Origin of the sequence: Octadecabacter antarcticus 307 (genome assembly GCF_000155675.2) — a bacterium.
Lineage (GTDB): Bacteria > Pseudomonadota > Alphaproteobacteria > Rhodobacterales > Rhodobacteraceae > Octadecabacter > Octadecabacter antarcticus.
On the sequence record NC_020911.1, the window covers coordinates 3,890,269 to 3,908,094 of the forward strand.

The following is a 17,826-nucleotide window of genomic DNA, read 5'->3' on the forward strand; positions in this document are numbered from 1 at the left end:
CAAAAAACCTGTGCCAAACCCGACAAAAACTCCTCACGCTCCAGCGCGCCAAGCGGGTGGACAACCACACCGACAAAGCACATCGCGGTAAAGGTTTACGACCTCACAGCCGCTACATATTCAATCGCGCGCGCGATCGCCTCGTCCGCTGTCAAATCAGTGGTGTCCAAAAACACCGCATCGTCTGCGGGTTTCAAGGGTGCTGTCGCGCGGTCGCGGTCGCGCGTGTCACGCGCCTCGACATCCGCCAGCACATCACCAAACGCCAACCCCAAGCCCTTCGCGTTCAATTCATCCATGCGCCGCTGCGCGCGTTTGGTCGAACTCGCCGTCACGAACAACTTCACATCGGCGTCTTCGCAAATCACCGTGCCAATATCGCGCCCGTCCAGCACAGCCCCGCCGATCCGCGCCGCAAACTGGCGCTGAAACGTGACCAAAGCCGCGCGAACGTCCGCGTTAACCGCAACACGGCTCGCGGCCTGCGCCACGTCTGGGTTTCGCAAACCCTCGCTGTCCAGATCAACAGCTTCCAACGTTTTCGCCGCAATCAACGGGTCCATACCATTCAAAACCTTGGCTCCCACCGCGCGGTACAACAGCCCCGTGTCCAAATGCGCAAACCCGAAATGTGCCGCCACCGCTTTGGAAATCGTGCCCTTGCCCGCCGCCGCAGGCCCATCAATAGCAACTGTAAATGACGTCGTTTTCACGTTTGAGACCTCCTCAGATGAACAACGAGCACCAATCCACACAGATAGAGTGACGCAAGTTTCGCCATCGTGAAATGATGCGCAGCCGCAACAAACCCGTCCAACCCATCACCCGCGTCCAGAACGCGCAAAATGGCCGCGTTGTCAGCCAGATCAATCAGCCCATACAGCGCAAGAACCCGCGCATAGCTGTCTCGCGCGGGAACAATTAATGCGTCAAGGAATGGCGCAATACTGCTTGCGTCATATCCTGTCAGTTGGAAATCTGGCGGCCAATACCAATCTGCCCCCGGCAGCACGCGAACATACAACACAACGCCCATGACCAGACAGGCCAAAATCGCGGCCCATCCCACCAATCTGCGCCAGCTAACAATCACGAATTCTTCCGCACAATCCCCGCGCCAAGATCCTTCATCAGACCCTCAAAAATCGGGAACGACGTTGCAATCGGACCACCATCATCCACCGACATCGGCGCGTTTGTCGCCAGCCCCATCACAAGAAACGACATCGCGATCCGGTGATCCAAGCGGCTTTGCGCAGTGATCCCGCCTGCTACGTTGCCAAAACCAAGCCCCGTAACAATCCACCAATCAGGGCCCTCATCGACAGTGACACCGGCAGCGCGAAGCCCCGTTGCCATTGCATCAATGCGGTCACTTTCCTTAACGCGCAATTCGCGAACGCCGCGCATGACGGTCTGACCGCTCGCGAATGCCGCGACCACCGACAGCACCGGATATTCATCAATCATCGACGCGGCGCGCGCAGGTGGCACCTCAATTCCATGCATATTTGGCGAATACCGCGCACGCAGATCGGCGACAGGCTCACCGCCCTCGGTCCGCATATTCTCAAACGTCAGGTCCGCACCCATGTCCTGCAGCGTGTAAAACAGCCCAGCGCGCGTCGGGTTCAGCCCGATATTGGGCACCAAAACGTCCGACCCTTCGGCAAGCAGTGCCGCACAAACCGGAAACGCCGCCGATGATGGATCGCGCGGCACGATAATCGTCTGCGGCTTCAATTCCGGCTGACCAACAAGCGTGATCACACGACCTTCATCCGTGTCCTCAACTGTCAAATCAGCGCCAAAACCCACCAACATGCGCTCTGTGTGATCACGCGTCGCTTCTTTCTCAATCACCACTGTTTCACCCGGTGCATTCAGCCCCGCCAGCAATACCGCAGATTTCACCTGCGCGGATGGTACAGGGACCATATATCGCACCGGAGTAGCGTGCTTCGCGCCCACAATCGTCATCGGCAAACGCCCGCCTTCGCGCCCCACTGCTTGCGTACCAAACAACGCCAACGGATCAGTCACGCGCCCCATGGGCCGCCCGTTCAACGACGCATCCCCGGTGAACGTCACAGTTATGTCGCAGGTCGCCATCGCGCCCATAATCAGGCGCACACCGGTGCCGGAATTGCCGCAATCAATGACATTCTCAGGTTCCGCGAACCCACCAACTCCGACGCCATGCACTGACCATTCGCCACCACCATGGTTGATCACCTCAGCGCCAAACGCTTCCATCGCGCGGCCGGTATCAAGCACGTCTTGGCCTTCCAACAATCCAGTGATTTTCGTCTCACCCACCGCCAACGCGCCCAAAATCAGCGCGCGGTGCGAGATTGATTTATCCCCCGGCACATACGCCTCACCGCGCAAAGGCCCACCTTTGCGGGATGTCATCACAATTGGGTCACCGTGGCTCGACATGTCAAAGTCCTTTAAATCTGTTGGCGTTTGATAAACTGCGTCAGTGACAAGGTCCACGCCCCGGCTTCATCTTAACAAATACAACTCAATCCGCACTCACAGTCTGCAAAACGTCAGATAATGCGGTGTGCGGCCCTCGCGCAGGGCCTTTTGCTCATAGCGGGTGGAAATCCAATCGTCCCACGGCTCCGCGCCCTGATTGACCAATTCAAATCCAGTGTTGGGGACTTCTTCCAAGGTCTGGCGCACATAGTCGGGAATGTCAGTGGCAACGCGGAATTCAGCACCAGTTTTCAACACCCGCGCCAGTGGTTCCAAATGTTCAGGCGTTACAAAACGACGGCGATGATGGCGCGACTTTGGCCATGGATCGGGATACAATAGGAACGCTTTGGAAATCGACGCTTCAGACAGCACATCAAACATGTCGCGCACATCACCGGGGTGGATTTTCAGGTTCTCAACGCTGGCTTTGCGGATTTTGCCCAGCAGCATCGCAACACCATTGATGTAGGGTTCACAGCCGATGATCCCGACCTGCGGATTTTCGCCCGCTTGATGAATAACGTGTTCACCACCGCCAAACCCGATTTCCAGCCAGGTGTCGCGACCAGCAAACAACGCCCCAAGATCAAGATCATCACGCGCAGGGTTGTCTTCCCACGACACAAGACCCGGCGACAGTGCCGCCAAATCCTCATCAAGATAGACCTCATGACTTTGCTTAAGGTGCTTACCTTTGCGGCGGCCATAGAAATTGCGGTGTGGGCGTTCTGGATTGGTCATGCCAGCCCTTTAGCCCCACACCGCCAAGGTCTCAACAGCGCAAATCCTCAGCCAACCTACCATCAGACGGCTTTTTTCAATGCCTCGACCAAATCGGTTGCTTCCCAAGAAAATCCACCATCCGCTTCTGGTGCGCGGCCAAAGTGGCCGTAGGCCGCCGTGCGTTGGTAAATTGGCTTGTTCAGTTGAAGATGCGTGCGAATGCCGCGCGGGGTTAGATCAATAACCTTGGGGATTGCGATCTCAATCGCAGATGCCTCAACCTCACCGGTGCCATGGGTGTCCACATAGATCGACAGCGGCTTGGCCACGCCGATGGCATAGGACAATTGCAATGTGCAGCGGGTCGCCATGCCAGCCGCCACAACGTTTTTCGCCAGATAACGCGCGACGTAGGCGGCAGACCGGTCAACTTTCGTCAGATCTTTGCCTGAAAACGCACCGCCACCGTGCGGCGCCGCGCCCCCATAGGTATCAACGATAATCTTGCGACCTGTCAAACCCGCGTCGCCATCCGGCCCGCCGATCACAAACTTACCCGTTGGGTTCACATGCCACGCGGTATCCAGATCGATCCATCCATCGGGCAAAACCTCACGAATATAGGGTTCGACCACAGCCCGCACGTCGGCGCTGGTCATGTTTTCGTCGAGGTGCTGCGTCGACAGCACGATAGATGACACACCAACGGGCACGCTGTTTTCGTAGCGCACAGACAGCTGCGATTTTGCATCGGGGCCAAGTGTTGGTTCCGTACCGTTTTTGCGGACTTCCGCCAAACGCCGCAGAATCGCGTGGGCGTAATGCACAGGGGCAGGCATCAATTCAGGCGTCTCGGTGACTGCATATCCAAACATGATGCCTTGATCGCCTGCACCTTCGTCTTTGTTGCCCGATGCATCAACACCTTGGGCAATGTGGGCGGATTGTTCGTGCAGCAGGTTCGTGACGTCGACAGTGTTCCAATGGAACTTGTCCTGCTCGTAGCCAATGTCCTTAATGCAGTCGCGCGTGATGCGGTCGATGTCGCCCATCATGCTGGCCAGCTTGGTCGGGTCGGACAACCCGATCTCACCGCCAATAATAACGCGGTTGGTGGTGGCAAAGGTTTCCGCAGCGACGCGGGCTTCTGGTTCGACTGTAATCATCGCATCAAGAACGGCGTCAGAAATGCGGTCGCATACCTTATCGGGATGCCCCTCGGATACGGATTCCGAGGTGAATGTGTAGGTGTTACGTGCCATGGGACTGCTCCAGTTTAAATGTCGATCCGCGTCAGGAAGCCGTTGCGGACGAGTTACTTTAGCACGCCGCTACCCGTGGCGCTGCTTTGGGTCAACGCTAAAGCGTCGGCGCGCCAACCCGCCCCCTAATATGCAGACGATCAGCAACACTGTCAGTGGCCAATCGCCAATCCGTGCATACAGTGTTGCGGGCAATGGTTTGGGCACCGAAGCGTCCAAATAGCCCGCCTCGTTCAGCGCAAGGCTGGCCGTGATCGTCCCACTTGGTGAAATCACCGCCGAAATACCTGTGTTCGCCGCGCGTATGACCGGCAAGCCCTGTTCAATCGCGCGCGCCTGCGCCTGTACCAAATGTTGGCGCGGGCCCGCTCCTTTGCCGAACCATGCATCGTTTGTGATAATCAACAACACGTCAGGCCGCACCGCGCCACGCTGTATCTCTTCGGGGAAAATTCCCTCGTAACAGATCAAAACACGTACCAGCCCAAGCCCATCAATCTGCATCATCCCGTCGCCGGTCCCAGGCTTGAACCCGGCGACCCGTTCAACCAACGTCCCAAGGCCAAACGGTTCAAGCAGCCACGCCAACGGGATGTATTCACCAAACGGCACCAGATGGGATTTGTCAGAAATCGCCGCTACGGTTTGTGGCCCCTTGATCAGAATGGCCGAGTTGAAATAATCATCCCCCTCGCGCCGTTGAATACCCGCCACAACTGGCGCACCCCGTGCGGCAATCGACATCTGCTCAATCCACGGCTGCGCGTGATCCAACAACGCAGGGATCGACGTTTCTGGCCAGATCACCACATCTGGCGCGTCCCCAGCGGCGGTCTGTTCAATGGCGCGATCAAAAAACACCGCCATCCAATCGCGGTCCCACTTTTGGTGTTGCGGCGCATTGGGCTGGATCAGACGGACGGTCGTTGTTGGCAGCGGCGACGTTACGATTGACCCGATAGCAGACCATATCAGCACACCAAGAACAGCAATGAACGCCAACCCGTGTGCAGCACACGTCAACCAGCGTCCGGCGGACAGACAATAGGCGATTGACCCCGCGACAGCGACCAGCAACAGAGTCATCCCATAGGGACCAACGCTCGCAAACAGGGCGCTGCCTGCGCCACCAATCAGCGTGTAAGACAGCAACCCCCACGGAAATCCGCTCAGCACGTGACCGCGCGCAAGTTCCATCGCCGTAAGCGTGACCGCAAGCCACACCATCACAGACGCCCCACGCCCCGCGATCCATCGTGCCAGCCAGAACGCCAGCGCCCAGAACAGCGCCAGCCCCCCCGCCATCAATATGATCGCAAAGGGTGCCATCCAGCCGTGGCGAACAGGGTCCACCAAGAACGGTTCAACCAACCAGCGCAGTGTCACGGCGAAATAACCTAGGCCAATCAGCCAGCCAAACCACGCAGCAGAACGGCGATGGCTGGGAACGATCAAAAACGCCAGAACCAGTGCCGCGGTGACGGCCAAGACCCCGGACATCCACGCCTCGTGACCAAGGGCTGCAAATGCGCCCAACCCAAACGGCACCAACGCCCGCACAACCCGTGGCGACGCTGCGAACCGCGCGGTCAGATCGCGGGGGTGCAGCATCATGACATCCTCAGCTGGTTGCAGATCCGGCGACGCGCACGCGCAACCGTTTGATGCGGCGCGGATCAGCCTCTACGACCTCAAACTCGGGTCCTTCGGGGTGCATGATAACCTCACCGCGCGCGGGCACGTGACCCGCCAGCATAAAGACCAAGCCGCCAAGCGTGTCGATTTCTTCCTCGTCGATGTCATGGTGTTCGGTCAGGGCCATCCCGATCTCGGCCTCAAACTCATCCAACGGCGTCTTAGATTCCACCATATAAACGCCAGGCTTTTCTTCCACCCAAAGCGCATCTTCGTCGGTATCGTGCTCGTCCTCAATTTCGCCAACGACCTGTTCGATCAGGTCTTCAATCGTCACAAGCCCGTCAGTGCCACCATATTCATCGATGACCAGCGCCATGTGAATCCGTTCCGCTTGCATCTTTTGCAGCAACACACCCAGCGGCATCGACGGCGGCACGAACAGCAATTCGCGTGACAGATCGCGTAGATTAAATGTCTTTGATTTGCCGTTGAACCCGTACATCAACGCAAAATCTTTTAGGTTCACAAACCCGATCGGCGTGTCCAACGTGCCATCAAAAACTGGCAGTCGCGTCATGCCATTGTCGCGAAACACCTGAACCAGATCATTGCGGCTGATCGTCACCGGGACAGCCACGATATCGGACTTCGGGATCATCACATCCTCAACCCGCATGCGGCGCAGGTTAATCATGCCGCGCGCTTCACGCGGGGTATATCCGACCACGGGGGTCACATCTACAGGGGTGTCAGAGGGCGTAAGCGCCGCGACGATACGGCCGAAAAAGCCGCGCTTACTCATTGGGGTTTCGGTGTCAGGCTGCGCGCTTTGCGCCGCACTGGAAGATCCATCAGTCGTGTCGCCCATCGTCTCCGTATCCAAAGAGGGCCGCAGGTTGCGCGCCCAAGAAGCTGTTGTTACAAATATGGGTCACGGATGTCCAGTTTACCAAGGATTTCTGTCTCCAACCCTTCCATTAATGCACCATCAAGATCACGAACGTGGTCAAACCCCAACAAATGAAGGGTTCCGTGCACAATAAGATGCGTCACATGGTCCACCAACGGCGTGCCGGACTGGGCGGCTTCCCGCGCGATTGTGTCATAAGAAATCGCGATATCACCCAATTGTGTATCTTGCGGCACCTGCGGCTGCACCGGCATGTCCCCGTCAACATCTGCGCCGCGTTCGCTGGACGGCCATGACAACACATTGGTCGCCGCGCCTTTTTGCCGAAAATCAGCGTTCAGCGCGCTGATGCGGGTGTCGCCACACGCCAGCATGCTGATCTCAAACGCCGACGCCTCCAATCCGACGCCCGACAGTGCCGCGAACGCTGCGCGATCAGCCAAGGTTGCAAGCCCGAGCCAGCGATCATCCTCAATCACACACTCCACAATCACGTCGCAGGTTCATCCGCTTCATAGGCTTCGATAATCGCTGCCACGAGCGGATGACGCACCACGTCCTTGGACGTGAAGTAATTGAAATCAATCTTCGGGATATGCGACAACAACCGTTCAGCATCGCGAAGGCCAGACGTGACGCCGCGCGGCAAATCTATCTGCGTGCGATCGCCAGTGATGACCATGCGCGACCCCTCGCCCAGACGGGTCAGGAACATTTTCATTTGCATCGTCGTCGCGTTCTGCGCCTCGTCCAGCACCACAAACGCGTGGCTTAATGTGCGACCCCGCATAAAGGCCAGCGGCGCAATTTCGATCTTCTTTTCCTCGATCAGCTTTTCGATCTGCTTTTTCGGCAGAAAATCATCCAGCGCATCATACAGCGGCTGCATATACGGATCGACTTTGTCTTTCATATCACCGGGCAAATACCCAAGCTTTTCGCCCGCCTCAACCGCTGGACGCGACAGGATAATCTTGTCCACATGCCCGCCAATGAACAGGTTCACTCCGACGGCGACTGCCAGATAGGTCTTGCCCGTACCGGCTGGGCCAATCCCGAACGCCAGTTCGTTTTTGAACAACGATTGCACATATACCTTTTGCGCAGCGGTGCGCGGCTCAACCATCTTCTTGCGGGTTTTGATCTCAATACGATCGCCAACACCAAGATCCATCTGATCCCCGACAGGCGTGCCCGTCCCCTTTTCGGAGGCGCCCATGCGGACCTCTCGGTCGATATCACCGGGCTCGACCGCGCGGCCCGCTTCAAGGCGTTCATACAACGCCGTCAAAACCTCACCCGCCTCTTTGGTCGCTTCGAGGTCACCGTGAATGGACAGATGATTTCCCCGCCGCACAATCTGCACGCCAAGCTTCAATTCTACGTCGGCAAGGTTGCGGTCATGCTCTCCGCACAGGTCGATCAAAAGAAAATTATCCGAAAAATCGAGCACCACAGGTGCTGCGTCCAGTTCGTATGCGGTCGGGGGTGTTGTCGTGGTGGCCAAATAAATCTCCGGTGTTTTGGTTTGCTCAATCGTGGCGCGTCAGCGGGTTACGCGCAAGGTTTCAATGAAGGTAGTGGGGTGCGGACAAAGAAAAAGGGGCCGCAGACAATGCTGCGACCCCTTTCAATTTAATAGTCCAAAATCAAAGGATATCTGGAACGGCCGAACCGGCTTGGAATGGGCCAACAACCGTGGAAGGTGGCGCGACGCCCGAACATACCGGCCGGCCATCTGGTGTCAAACGTTCCGAAAGGTAGCCTTCAAGACCATCATCAATCATCCAGTGGTCACACCCGTTCGGGTCGACCCAGATGCCGGCAACGAGTTGTGTCAGGCTCTTGGAATCAAAACCAGAGTCGACCCAACGTTCGGACCCGGTGCGCTGACCGCCGGTACAGCCTGATATTGTCAGGCCCATGACCGTCAGAGCAGTAATTTTAAGTATTTTCATCTTTTTTGCTCCTTAACGAATGCAATAAACTTCAACGCGACGGTTTTGCGCACGGCCATCTTGGGTGGCGTTGGTTGCGGCCGGACGACGTTCACCAAAACCACGGATATCAACGACCCGTGTGCCTGCATCCTGTGCAACCCCTGCGACCATGCTGGCGCGGCGGTTGGACAGGTCAATATTGTATTCGTCAGACGCGTTGCTGTCCGTGTGCCCATAAATCAGGAACCCGAATGCATCCGCTTGCTGGAAAAATGCCATCAAACGCTGTTTATCAGAATTCGCAATCCGATCCTCATCGTTCGCGAACAACGTGTCCGTCGGGATCACACCACAAATCTGGCTGCGCATACATATCGGCGATCCATCACGATTACGGCGCGGCGACATGTAGCCCTCGGCACCATCATCCATCACCCAGTGGGTACACCCATCAGGGTCAACCCAAATGGTCGGCTCATAGCTTTGGCCGGTGATTGTCTGTTGTGCAGATGCAGGTGTCGCCATCATCAGCGCGCCTGCGAACGCGGCGGCAAGCCCCGTCAGCACTGTTTTGTCCATTTTATTTTTCATCGTCACCACAGCCTCTTCCTCTGTCTGTCCCAAACAATTGACACTCTGGGTGCCCCCCACAAGAACTTTAATCACTTTATGTAACCATGATTAGCGAACTTTAGACATATTGGAAGCCAAAAACACCATATATTGTGCCCAATTCGGCAACAAAGCTGGGGAATTAGTGGTGATTGTCAAGTAGACAAGTCATAATAGCCAAAATCGTCAACCGCTTAGAAGGTTAAGTTCACCCAAAATTTGTTATCAGCAGATTTCGCCGCCAAGCGAGTTTCTCTCGGATTTCACGATCCGAACGTCACGCAAATCGCCAACTTCCACGTCCGTCGTGTCGGCAAAGACGGCGTGCAGGTATTCGGATTTACCAATCATCTGCCCTGACTCTCGGCCCTTCTTTTCGAACAGCACCTTCACCGTGCGCCCAATCATCGACGTCTGAATCTCGCGTTGCTGATCCCCAAGCAGCGCTTGAAGACGATGCAAACGGTCCAGCTTCACGTCCTCGTCGACCTGTGCACGTTCCGCTGCGGGCGTTCCGGGGCGGGTGGAATATTTGAACGAATAGGCCTGCCCGTAGCCAACGGTGCGCACCAAATCCATAGTGTCCTCGAAATCAGCCTCGGTTTCACCCGGGAAACCAACGATGAAATCGCCCGACAACAACAAATCAGGGCGCGCTGCGCGAATCCGTTCGATCAGCACAAAATACTGATCGCGCGTATGCTTGCGGTTCATCGCCTTAAGCACTTTGTCGGACCCTGATTGCACTGGCAAATGCAGGTACGGCATCAGCTTGTCACAGGTGCCGTGCGCTTCGATCAATGCGTCATCCATGTCGTTGGGGTGGCTTGTGGTGAACCGGATGCGTTCCAGCCCGTCGACCTTATCAAGGTCCCAGATCAAACCTGCCAATCCACCTGCGTGTCCATGATAGGCGTTGACGTTTTGACCCAGCAACGTGATTTCACGCACGCCAGTCTCAACCAGTTCTTGCGCCTCGCGGATGATGCGATCCGCAGGGCGGCTGACCTCGGATCCACGGGTATAGGGCACCACGCAGAACGCACAGAATTTGTCGCAGCCTTCTTGCACCGTCAAAAACGCGCATGGGCCGCGCTTTGCTTTGGAACGTGATTTCAGCGTTTCGAACTTGTCATCCTCGGGAAAATCGGTGTCCAACGCCTTTTCCCCGCGCGCCACGGCCTGTTCCATGCTCGGCAACCGGTGATAGCTTTGCGGGCCGACGACCAGATCAACCATTGGCTGACGGCGCATAATTTCAGCCCCCTCAGCCTGCGCGACGCATCCCGTAACACCGATCTTCAAATCTGGTTTGTTGGCCTTCAGCGGCTTTAACCGCCCCAGTTCCGAATAAACTTTTTCTGCGGCTTTTTCGCGAATATGACAGGTGTTCAACAGGATCATATCTGCGTCCGCTGCCACGTCCGTGGTCACATAACCCTGTGTGCCAAGACTTTCGGCCATACGTTCACTATCATAGACGTTCATTTGGCAGCCGTAGGTTTTGATAAACAGCTTTTTTGGCGATGGGCCAGAGTCGGAGTTGGACATGAGGGCAGCTTTCCAATGAATCAGCTTTGCATTTAACCCAGCCCAACCGCGCTTGCAATGAAGCGTAATTTACCGCACATTTATGCCAATCAGGCAGAGCATCCAAATGACCTCGTATCCCAACCTTTCCGCCTTTCTTAAAGACGGCGCACACTTGCTTAAAATGGGGCCAGTCGCGCTTATCTTTGCCGAAGACGACGTCGAACTTGATGCCACGATCCGCCACCACCTTGGCGTGGGCTTTTTGCACACTATCGTCTTTGCAATGCCTGACTTTACGATTGCCGATGACGTGGCCGACAAGATCATCCGCGTCAGCTACAATATACTGACCGCCACAGCACTTGAGATCGCAGTTAATTCGGTGATGAAAGCCACAGGCGACATCTGGATTTACTACTGCTTTAACGCCGAATTCCTGTTTTATCCGTTTAATGAACACCGCTCCGTTGGGGAAATGATCGCGTTCAACATCCAAGAACGCCGCGCAACCATCCTGACCTATGTGGTCGATATATATACTGGTGATCTATGGCAGCATACCAACGCAGTCTGCATCGAAGACGCGCATCTGGACAAAACCGGATATTATGCGCTGGCCCGCAAAGATCGCTGGAACAACGATCTGGACCGACAGTTGAATTTCTTTGGCGGTCTGCGCTGGCGGTTCGAAGAACACATCCCCGCCCCGCGCCGCCGCATCGACCGTGTGTCAATTTTTCGCAACAAACCGGGGCTGGTGTTCCAGCCCGATCACACATTCAACGATCCTGAATACAACACCTACGCCTGCCCTTGGCATAACAATCTCACGGCGGCGGTCTGCTCATTTCGCACCGCAAAGGCGCTCAAACGCAATCCGGGATCGACGTTTGCAATCGACACCTTCAAATGGCACAACTCCGCGCCGTTCGAATGGCACAGCCAGCAATTGCTGGACTTGGGCCTGATGGAACCGGGTCAGTGGTTCTAATAGCCTAAAACACCGCCACACCGATGTCGCCTGATTGCACTGTGTCCACATGGGCCGAACTGTACGGCCAATCGCAGTCGTTCCTGACCAGCCCTGCACGCACTGGTGCCGCCTCGACAAAGCTACGTCGCGATGGGGCAGCGGCGGGCGATAGCGCAGTCACCTCGCTCTTGTCAGACCACACACTTCGGGAATCTCCAGACACATGACGATCAAACGTCTTCGTAATGAGCCCGATTGCAGAGCGCACGCCATGATCGGCATCATAAAACGCACAAAGCAATTGCATCTCTGCTGGCAGCACCGCCGCCGCATTAATCACGAAACCCCATCGTTTCTGTGACACAGCCACACAATCACGCAACAGCCTGACATGGCGCACCAGCAAATCATCGCCGGCATCCGCCAAGCGCAGTGTAATCGCAATATGGCAGGGAAGAAGGGGGGATTTGTGGGCGAGGCTTAGCAGCGCGGAATGATATGTCATGCCACGACATTGGCGCGAACGCAGTTAATATTCCGTGAAACTCAGACTAAAAAAGTATGCCTTAAAAAGTATTGCCCGAAACAACGCGCACTTAGCTGCGTCGCAACCGGATCACCACATCCACTGATGCAATTTCAGCGCCCTCAGGCGCATCCGGCACCCGCCCGATCACCAATTGATCGGCTGGCGCATCGCTCAGACGCTGTTCGTCTTCCCAGTAGAAATGCGGATGATCTGTCATATTGGTGTCAAAATAGCTTTTGGACCCATCCACAGTAATCTCTCGCAAAAGCCCTGCATCACAAAATGCGCGCAACGTGTTATAAACTGTGGCCAGCGACACCTTTTCGCCGGTGTTGGCCGCCGCATCAAACAGGCTCTCTGCGGTGACATGGCGATCACGCCCGTCCCCGACCAGCAGACCCGCCAACGCCATGCGCTGCCGCGTCGGGCGCAATCCCGCACCTGACAGCCAGTCTGTGCTGCGATCCGTTTGGCCATTAACCGTTTGGACGATGTCTGCGTGCTCGGTCATCATTGGGTCCTGCGTTTACTTAGTTATCATATGGGGGAAACGTGCAAACTTTCAATGTTAAACGTATGTAGCACAGATTGGCCCCCGCCCTTGCCCTCGTTTGACGCGCGTGGCTAACTGCGCAACAAGCCAACATCATCAAGAACAGGGAATACAACCACCATGTCGCAATACCCAACCAGCTTTGACCGTGATGACCTTCTAAAATGCGCGCGGGGGGAGCTTTTTGGCGAGGGCAATGCCCAGCTGCCCGAACCGCCGATGTTGATGATGGACCGCATCACCGAGATTTCTGGTGACGGCGGCGCGCACGGCAAAGGCCACGTGATTGCGGAATTCGACATCAAACCGGACCTGTGGTTTTTCGACTGCCACTTCCCCGGCAACCCGATCATGCCCGGTTGTCTGGGCCTTGATGGTCTGTGGCAACTCACCGGCTTCAACCTCGGCTGGCGCGGCTGGCAGGGGCGCGGCTATGCGCTTGGCGTCGGCGAAGTGAAACTGACTGGCATGGTGCGCCCAGATCGCAAAATGCTGACGTACAAGATTGATTTCACCAAAGCGATCCAGACCCGCCGCCTGACCATGGGCGTGGCCGATGGCATCGTCGAGGCCGACGGCGAGGTGATTTATATCGTCAAGGATATGAAGGTCGCGCTGAGCGAAAGTTGATGGAAAGCTCCTCACACCTTTTTCCTAAGGTCGCCCTTTGGATCGGCAGAGTTGGTGGCGCAATGATCGTGGCGCTAACTTTATTTGTGGTTTTTGCTGTAAAGCCATTGCCAGCCATCGAAATCAATTTGTCGAGTGCCGATGAAAGTCAGTGTATATTTGGGCACCCACAGTATTCAGATGAGTATTCCCACCTCGCCAACGAAACGTCGCTGGACGAACTCGTGGCAATGGACGGGCAAGTTGTTTTCATCACACTTAAACTATCAACGGATATTTCTTCTGATGGACCGAACCTACCGACATCTGGTTTTGGGTGCGTGTTAGGTCTTCAAAACCTTGCAGAACCAATTGGTGGCGGAATGTGGGGTCTAATAGACACAAACCAGTTCTTCGAAGTGGTAACCCAAGTCGTTGTGACCTTGAAGGATTCTGACTACGAATACGAGGCAACCGTTGATCTATTACTTCCTAGCGAGTCGGGCGACTTCCACCGGACGAGTGTCTGCGAAAAGTATTGTTATGCGCTTTCTGGACCAATGCGAATTCAAAGCGGGTTTTCAAGCGAAGGTATCGCAGGTTTTAAGTTATTGCCTGTGAACGTTTACCAAAACTCCTACCTCACGAAGCGTTATGAATGTCGACGAAAAGTTCACAATCAACTGCCCGCTTGGATCGCACCCATCGCTTGCGCCCTGTTCTAAGAACCCTGCCCCACCCCACACTTGCCCCATCGGCCCCTCTCCCATACACCTTAGCAAAAGTCATAAATGGGAGCAGCCATGCGCCGTGTCGTAATCACAGGGATGGGGATCGTCTCCCCCATCGGAAACAACATCACCGAAGTCGATGCTAACCTGCGGGCTGGAAATTCCGGCATCGTCGCGTCCGAGGATATGAAAGAACACGGGTTTCGCAGTCAAATCGCAGGCACGTTGAAAATTGACGTGGCCGACCACGTCGACAAACGCACGCTGCGGTTCATGGGCGCGGGTGCGGCCTACGCGCACATCGCGATGGGTCAGGCAATTGCAGACGCCGGATTGTCCGAAGACGACGTGGTGAACCCGATGACAGGCCTGATCGCAGGGTCCGGCGGGCCATCGACGTCCGCAATGTTCGCCGCCCATCAGGTCGTTCTCAAAACCGGCGCGACCAAACGCATTGGCCCGTTCGCGGTGCCGAAAACCATGTCATCTACCGTGTCAGCGAACCTTGCCACAGCCTATAAAATCAAAGGCATGAACTTCTCGATCACGTCGGCCTGTTCCACGTCCCTGCACTGCATCGGCATGGCCGCGCAGCAGGTGGCACTTGGCACCCAAGACATCATGTTCGGTGGCGGCGGCGAAGAACTCGACTGGACGCTGTCGTGTCTGTTCGACGCCATGGGCGCGATGAGCAGCAAATATAACGACACCCCGGAACGCGCCTCGCGCGCATTTGACGCCAACCGCGACGGCTTCGTCATCGCAGGCGGCGGCGCAATGGTTGTTCTGGAATCCCTCGACGGGGCACTAGCCCGCGGCGCAAAAATCTACGCCGAAGTCACGGGTTTCGCCGCCACATCAGACGGCGCAGACATGGTCGCACCCAGCGGCGAAGGCGGCGAACGTGCCATGCGCGGCGCGCTAAAAACTCTCCCTGAGGGACGCAAAATCAGCTACATCAACGCCCACGGCACATCCACGCCCGTCGGCGACGTGGGTGAGGTCGAGGCCGTGCGCCGTGTCTTTGGAACAGGAACCACACCACCCATCAGCTCCACAAAATCCATGACCGGCCACAGCCAAGGCGCAACCGGCGCACAGGAAGCGATCTATTGCCTGCTGGCCCTGCAAGGTGACTACATCATCCCGTCGATCAACGTCGAGACGCTGGATCCCGCCATAAACGCAGGCGAAATCGCCACGACCTTGGTCGAAAACGCTGGGCTTGATACAGTGATGACGAACTCGTTCGGGTTCGGCGGCACCAATGGCTCCATGCTGCTTTCAAAATATCAGGACTAGGATTAGGCCATGACCATCGACATGAACGGCAAACGTGGACTCATTATGGGTGTCGCCAACAACCGGTCCATCGCGTGGGGCATTGCCGACGCCATGCACAAGGCGGGCGCGGAACTGGCGTTTTCTTACCAAGGCGAACAACTGCTCAAGCGCGTCGGGCCTTTGGCGGATTCGGTAGGATCTGACACGCTGGTTGAAGCCGATGTGATGGACGACACATCCCTAGATCTTTGCTTTGCCACGCTAAAGGAAAAGTGGGGCAAGATCGACTTTCTGGTCCACGCCATCGCCTATTCTGATAAAAACGAATTGACGGGCCGCGTGTCCGACACCACGCGCGCGAACTTTAACACGACTATGGCGATCAGCTGTTTCAGCTTTATCGACGTCGCGCGCCGTGCGGCTGAAATCATGCCAGACGGCGGCACACTCCTGACGCTAACCTACCAAGGCAGCCACGGCGTCACCCCCAATTATAACGTCATGGGCGTCGCCAAGGCCGCATTGGAATCCGCCACAATGTACCTCGCAGCTGACCTTGGCCCGCAACAAATCCGCGTCAACGCGATCAGCCCCGGTCCGATGAAAACCCTTGCAGGTGCTGCCATTGCAGGTGCGCGCCGCACATTCCGCTACGCCGAACAAAACGCCCCGCTGCGCCATAACGCAACGCTGGTCGCTGTGGGTGGCACCGCTGTCTATCTGGCGTCTGATGCGGGCGCTTGCACGACAGGCGAAATCATCCACGTCGATTCCGGGCTGCACACCATGATGATGCCAGCACTTGAAAATCTTGGTTGATCCGAAGGCCATTTGATCGTGACACCCACCGTCCTGCTTTTGTGCGCGCTCGCCGCCTGCCTTGCGACTGCCTACGCCCTGCGTGGCGGGCTGACGTCAACAAACAAGCTGACCATGCTGGGCATGGACGCGCAGGGCATCGGTATCTCGCTGCTATCGGTCGCCGCCGCGGTCTGGTTCTTTGGTGCAACCTTCGGGCTGGCCTTGATCGCGGTCATCGTTATCCATGAATTCGGCCACGTCGCCGCGTTTCGCGTAGCGGGGCATCATGACGCGCGGTTCCGGTTGGTGCCACTTCTGGGCGGCTACGCGATTTCCAACCGCCCCGTCAAAACTCAGGAAGATCAGGTTTTCATCTCCCTCATGGGGCCCGCAATCGGTATCGCGCCGATGCTGCTGGCCTACGGGTTAACCCCGTTTTCTGCGCAGTATTTCCCCGCTGCAATCTCTCCACTTTTGACCTTCGCCAGCATCTGCGGCGCGTTAAATTTCTTTAACCTGTTGCCGATCTGGCCACTGGACGGCGGCAAACTCACCGCGTCGATCACATCCGTGTTCCACGACCGCGCGCCGTTCTGCATCTTTGTCACATCAACCGCACTGATCGGGCTGGTGGCGCTGCTGACCCAATCCATCTTCATCGGCTTCATTGTCATCATGGGCATTCAACATATCGTAAAAACTGGCGGCAGCGACGGCCGCGCGCCCCACGCCCGCATGTCCAAAAACCACGCGTTTTTGTGCTTAGGTGCGTGGCTGTTCAGCGCCGCGGCGCTGTTCATAGGCGGGCTGGCGACCATTTTGCGGTTTGTTTGAATAACTGGTTTGCCGACGACGTAACATTTGGTGTTGATAGGACCAACAAATGCGACTGTAGAGCTTTTTTCAGGTCCGGTCATTGTGACCAATTAAAAGATCCTATTTGACTGCCTGTCGCATCAAAAAAGTACCCTGCACCTCCCGAGCAAACAAATACACTATGCCCCAAGCGGTAAAGTCGACCTGCAAACCGCTCGCCGTTTGTACCATCGGGCTATCAGCGGGTTCATTGCGAGTGTCGCGCAAGCACAGCCCACTATTGCTACCACACTCCACTATGTTTGGAGAATAATCGTCGCGTCCATCAGACTGGATCAAGAGTCGCGACCCTGCAGATATTTCCTGAGCCTCTGACGTTCCTGTTATTAGAACTATCGAAACAGCCATTAGAGCAATTGCTTTCA

20 protein-coding genes and 1 riboswitch are annotated in these 17,826 nt (G+C 56.3%); of the genes, 6 read left to right on the plus strand and 14 right to left on the minus strand.

The features are described from left to right. Positions 1-95: 95 nt before the first annotated feature. From OAN307_RS19855 to miaB, 12 genes are all read right to left on the minus strand, one after another. Positions 96-713, minus strand: a complete 618-nt coding sequence (locus tag OAN307_RS19855; protein ID WP_015501325.1) for a (d)CMP kinase — start codon at positions 711-713, stop codon at positions 96-98. Then, a complete protein-coding gene (locus OAN307_RS19860; protein WP_015501326.1) occupies positions 710-1,093 on the minus strand; it encodes a hypothetical protein in 384 nt (127 codons plus the stop codon). Before OAN307_RS19860 ends, OAN307_RS19855 begins: the two co-directional genes overlap by 4 nt. Beyond that, complete coding sequence (gene aroA, locus OAN307_RS19865) at positions 1,090-2,442, minus strand: 3-phosphoshikimate 1-carboxyvinyltransferase (protein WP_015501327.1); 1,353 nt, start codon at positions 2,440-2,442, stop codon at positions 1,090-1,092. The genes OAN307_RS19860 and aroA overlap by 4 nt, the downstream gene beginning before the upstream one ends. A 96-nt stretch (positions 2,443-2,538) precedes the next feature. Then, complete coding sequence (gene trmB, locus OAN307_RS19870; RefSeq protein ID WP_015501328.1) at positions 2,539-3,228, minus strand: tRNA (guanine(46)-N(7))-methyltransferase TrmB; 690 nt, start codon at positions 3,226-3,228, stop codon at positions 2,539-2,541. Between the two features lie 62 nt (positions 3,229-3,290). Beyond that, positions 3,291-4,472, minus strand: a complete 1,182-nt coding sequence (gene metK, locus OAN307_RS19875; RefSeq protein ID WP_015501329.1) for a methionine adenosyltransferase — start codon at positions 4,470-4,472, stop codon at positions 3,291-3,293. A gap of 5 nt (positions 4,473-4,477) precedes the next feature. After that, a riboswitch (SAM-SAH riboswitch) is annotated at positions 4,478-4,526 on the minus strand. Positions 4,527-4,541: 15 nt separating this feature from the next. Further along, positions 4,542-6,086: an apolipoprotein N-acyltransferase gene (lnt, locus tag OAN307_RS19880; RefSeq protein ID WP_144055642.1), complete on the minus strand. Its 1,545-nt coding sequence runs from the start codon at positions 6,084-6,086 to the stop codon at positions 4,542-4,544. A 7-nt stretch (positions 6,087-6,093) separates the two neighbouring features. Then, positions 6,094-6,978, minus strand: a complete 885-nt coding sequence (locus OAN307_RS19885; RefSeq protein ID WP_015501331.1) for a hemolysin family protein — start codon at positions 6,976-6,978, stop codon at positions 6,094-6,096. A 50-nt stretch (positions 6,979-7,028) separates the two neighbouring features. Continuing rightward, the gene (ybeY, locus tag OAN307_RS19890) at positions 7,029-7,514 is read right to left on the minus strand and encodes an rRNA maturation RNase YbeY (RefSeq protein WP_015501332.1); all 486 of its coding nucleotides are present in this window, start codon (positions 7,512-7,514) and stop codon (positions 7,029-7,031) included. Continuing rightward, complete coding sequence (locus tag OAN307_RS19895) at positions 7,511-8,527, minus strand: PhoH family protein (RefSeq protein ID WP_015501333.1); 1,017 nt, start codon at positions 8,525-8,527, stop codon at positions 7,511-7,513. The genes ybeY and OAN307_RS19895 overlap by 4 nt, the downstream gene beginning before the upstream one ends. Before the next feature lie 142 nt (positions 8,528-8,669). Next, on the minus strand, positions 8,670-8,978 hold the full coding sequence (locus OAN307_RS19900; protein ID WP_015501334.1) for a hypothetical protein: 309 nt from the start codon (positions 8,976-8,978) through the stop codon (positions 8,670-8,672). Between the two features lie 12 nt (positions 8,979-8,990). After that, complete coding sequence (locus OAN307_RS19905; RefSeq protein ID WP_245540904.1) at positions 8,991-9,539, minus strand: OmpA family protein; 549 nt, start codon at positions 9,537-9,539, stop codon at positions 8,991-8,993. A 258-nt stretch (positions 9,540-9,797) separates the two neighbouring features. Then, positions 9,798-11,060, minus strand: a complete 1,263-nt coding sequence (gene miaB, locus OAN307_RS19910; RefSeq protein ID WP_015501336.1) for a tRNA (N6-isopentenyl adenosine(37)-C2)-methylthiotransferase MiaB — start codon at positions 11,058-11,060, stop codon at positions 9,798-9,800. A 169-nt stretch (positions 11,061-11,229) separates the two neighbouring features. Here miaB and OAN307_RS19915 point away from each other — a divergent pair, with 169 nt between their 5' ends. Beyond that, complete coding sequence (locus OAN307_RS19915; RefSeq protein ID WP_015501337.1) at positions 11,230-12,096, plus strand: hypothetical protein; 867 nt, start codon at positions 11,230-11,232, stop codon at positions 12,094-12,096. A 4-nt stretch (positions 12,097-12,100) separates the two neighbouring features. On the opposite strand, the gene OAN307_RS19920 is transcribed toward OAN307_RS19915, so the two are convergent. Both OAN307_RS19920 and irr read right to left on the minus strand, forming a co-directional pair. Next, positions 12,101-12,583 (minus strand): hypothetical protein, encoded by a 483-nt coding sequence (locus OAN307_RS19920; protein ID WP_015501338.1) that lies wholly within the window; start codon positions 12,581-12,583, stop codon positions 12,101-12,103. Between the two features lie 91 nt (positions 12,584-12,674). Beyond that, a complete protein-coding gene (gene irr / locus OAN307_RS19925) occupies positions 12,675-13,118 on the minus strand; it encodes a Fur family transcriptional regulator Irr (protein ID WP_015501339.1) in 444 nt (147 codons plus the stop codon). Positions 13,119-13,280: 162 nt separating this feature from the next. Here irr and fabA point away from each other — a divergent pair, with 162 nt between their 5' ends. From fabA to OAN307_RS19950, 5 genes are all read left to right on the plus strand, one after another. Next, positions 13,281-13,790 (plus strand): bifunctional 3-hydroxydecanoyl-ACP dehydratase/trans-2-decenoyl-ACP isomerase, encoded by a 510-nt coding sequence (fabA, locus tag OAN307_RS19930; RefSeq protein ID WP_015501340.1) that lies wholly within the window; start codon positions 13,281-13,283, stop codon positions 13,788-13,790. Next, positions 13,790-14,494, plus strand: a complete 705-nt coding sequence (locus tag OAN307_RS19935) for a hypothetical protein (protein ID WP_015501341.1) — start codon at positions 13,790-13,792, stop codon at positions 14,492-14,494. The genes fabA and OAN307_RS19935 overlap by 1 nt, the downstream gene beginning before the upstream one ends. Before the next feature lie 78 nt (positions 14,495-14,572). Then, positions 14,573-15,802: a beta-ketoacyl synthase N-terminal-like domain-containing protein gene (locus OAN307_RS19940; protein WP_044044095.1), complete on the plus strand. Its 1,230-nt coding sequence runs from the start codon at positions 14,573-14,575 to the stop codon at positions 15,800-15,802. A gap of 9 nt (positions 15,803-15,811) precedes the next feature. After that, positions 15,812-16,603, plus strand: a complete 792-nt coding sequence (locus OAN307_RS19945) for an enoyl-ACP reductase FabI (protein WP_015501343.1) — start codon at positions 15,812-15,814, stop codon at positions 16,601-16,603. A gap of 18 nt (positions 16,604-16,621) precedes the next feature. Further along, entirely contained in the window at positions 16,622-17,419 is a 798-nt protein-coding gene (locus OAN307_RS19950; protein ID WP_144055645.1) for a metalloprotease, read from the plus strand. The last annotated feature ends 407 nt before the right edge of the window (positions 17,420-17,826 follow it).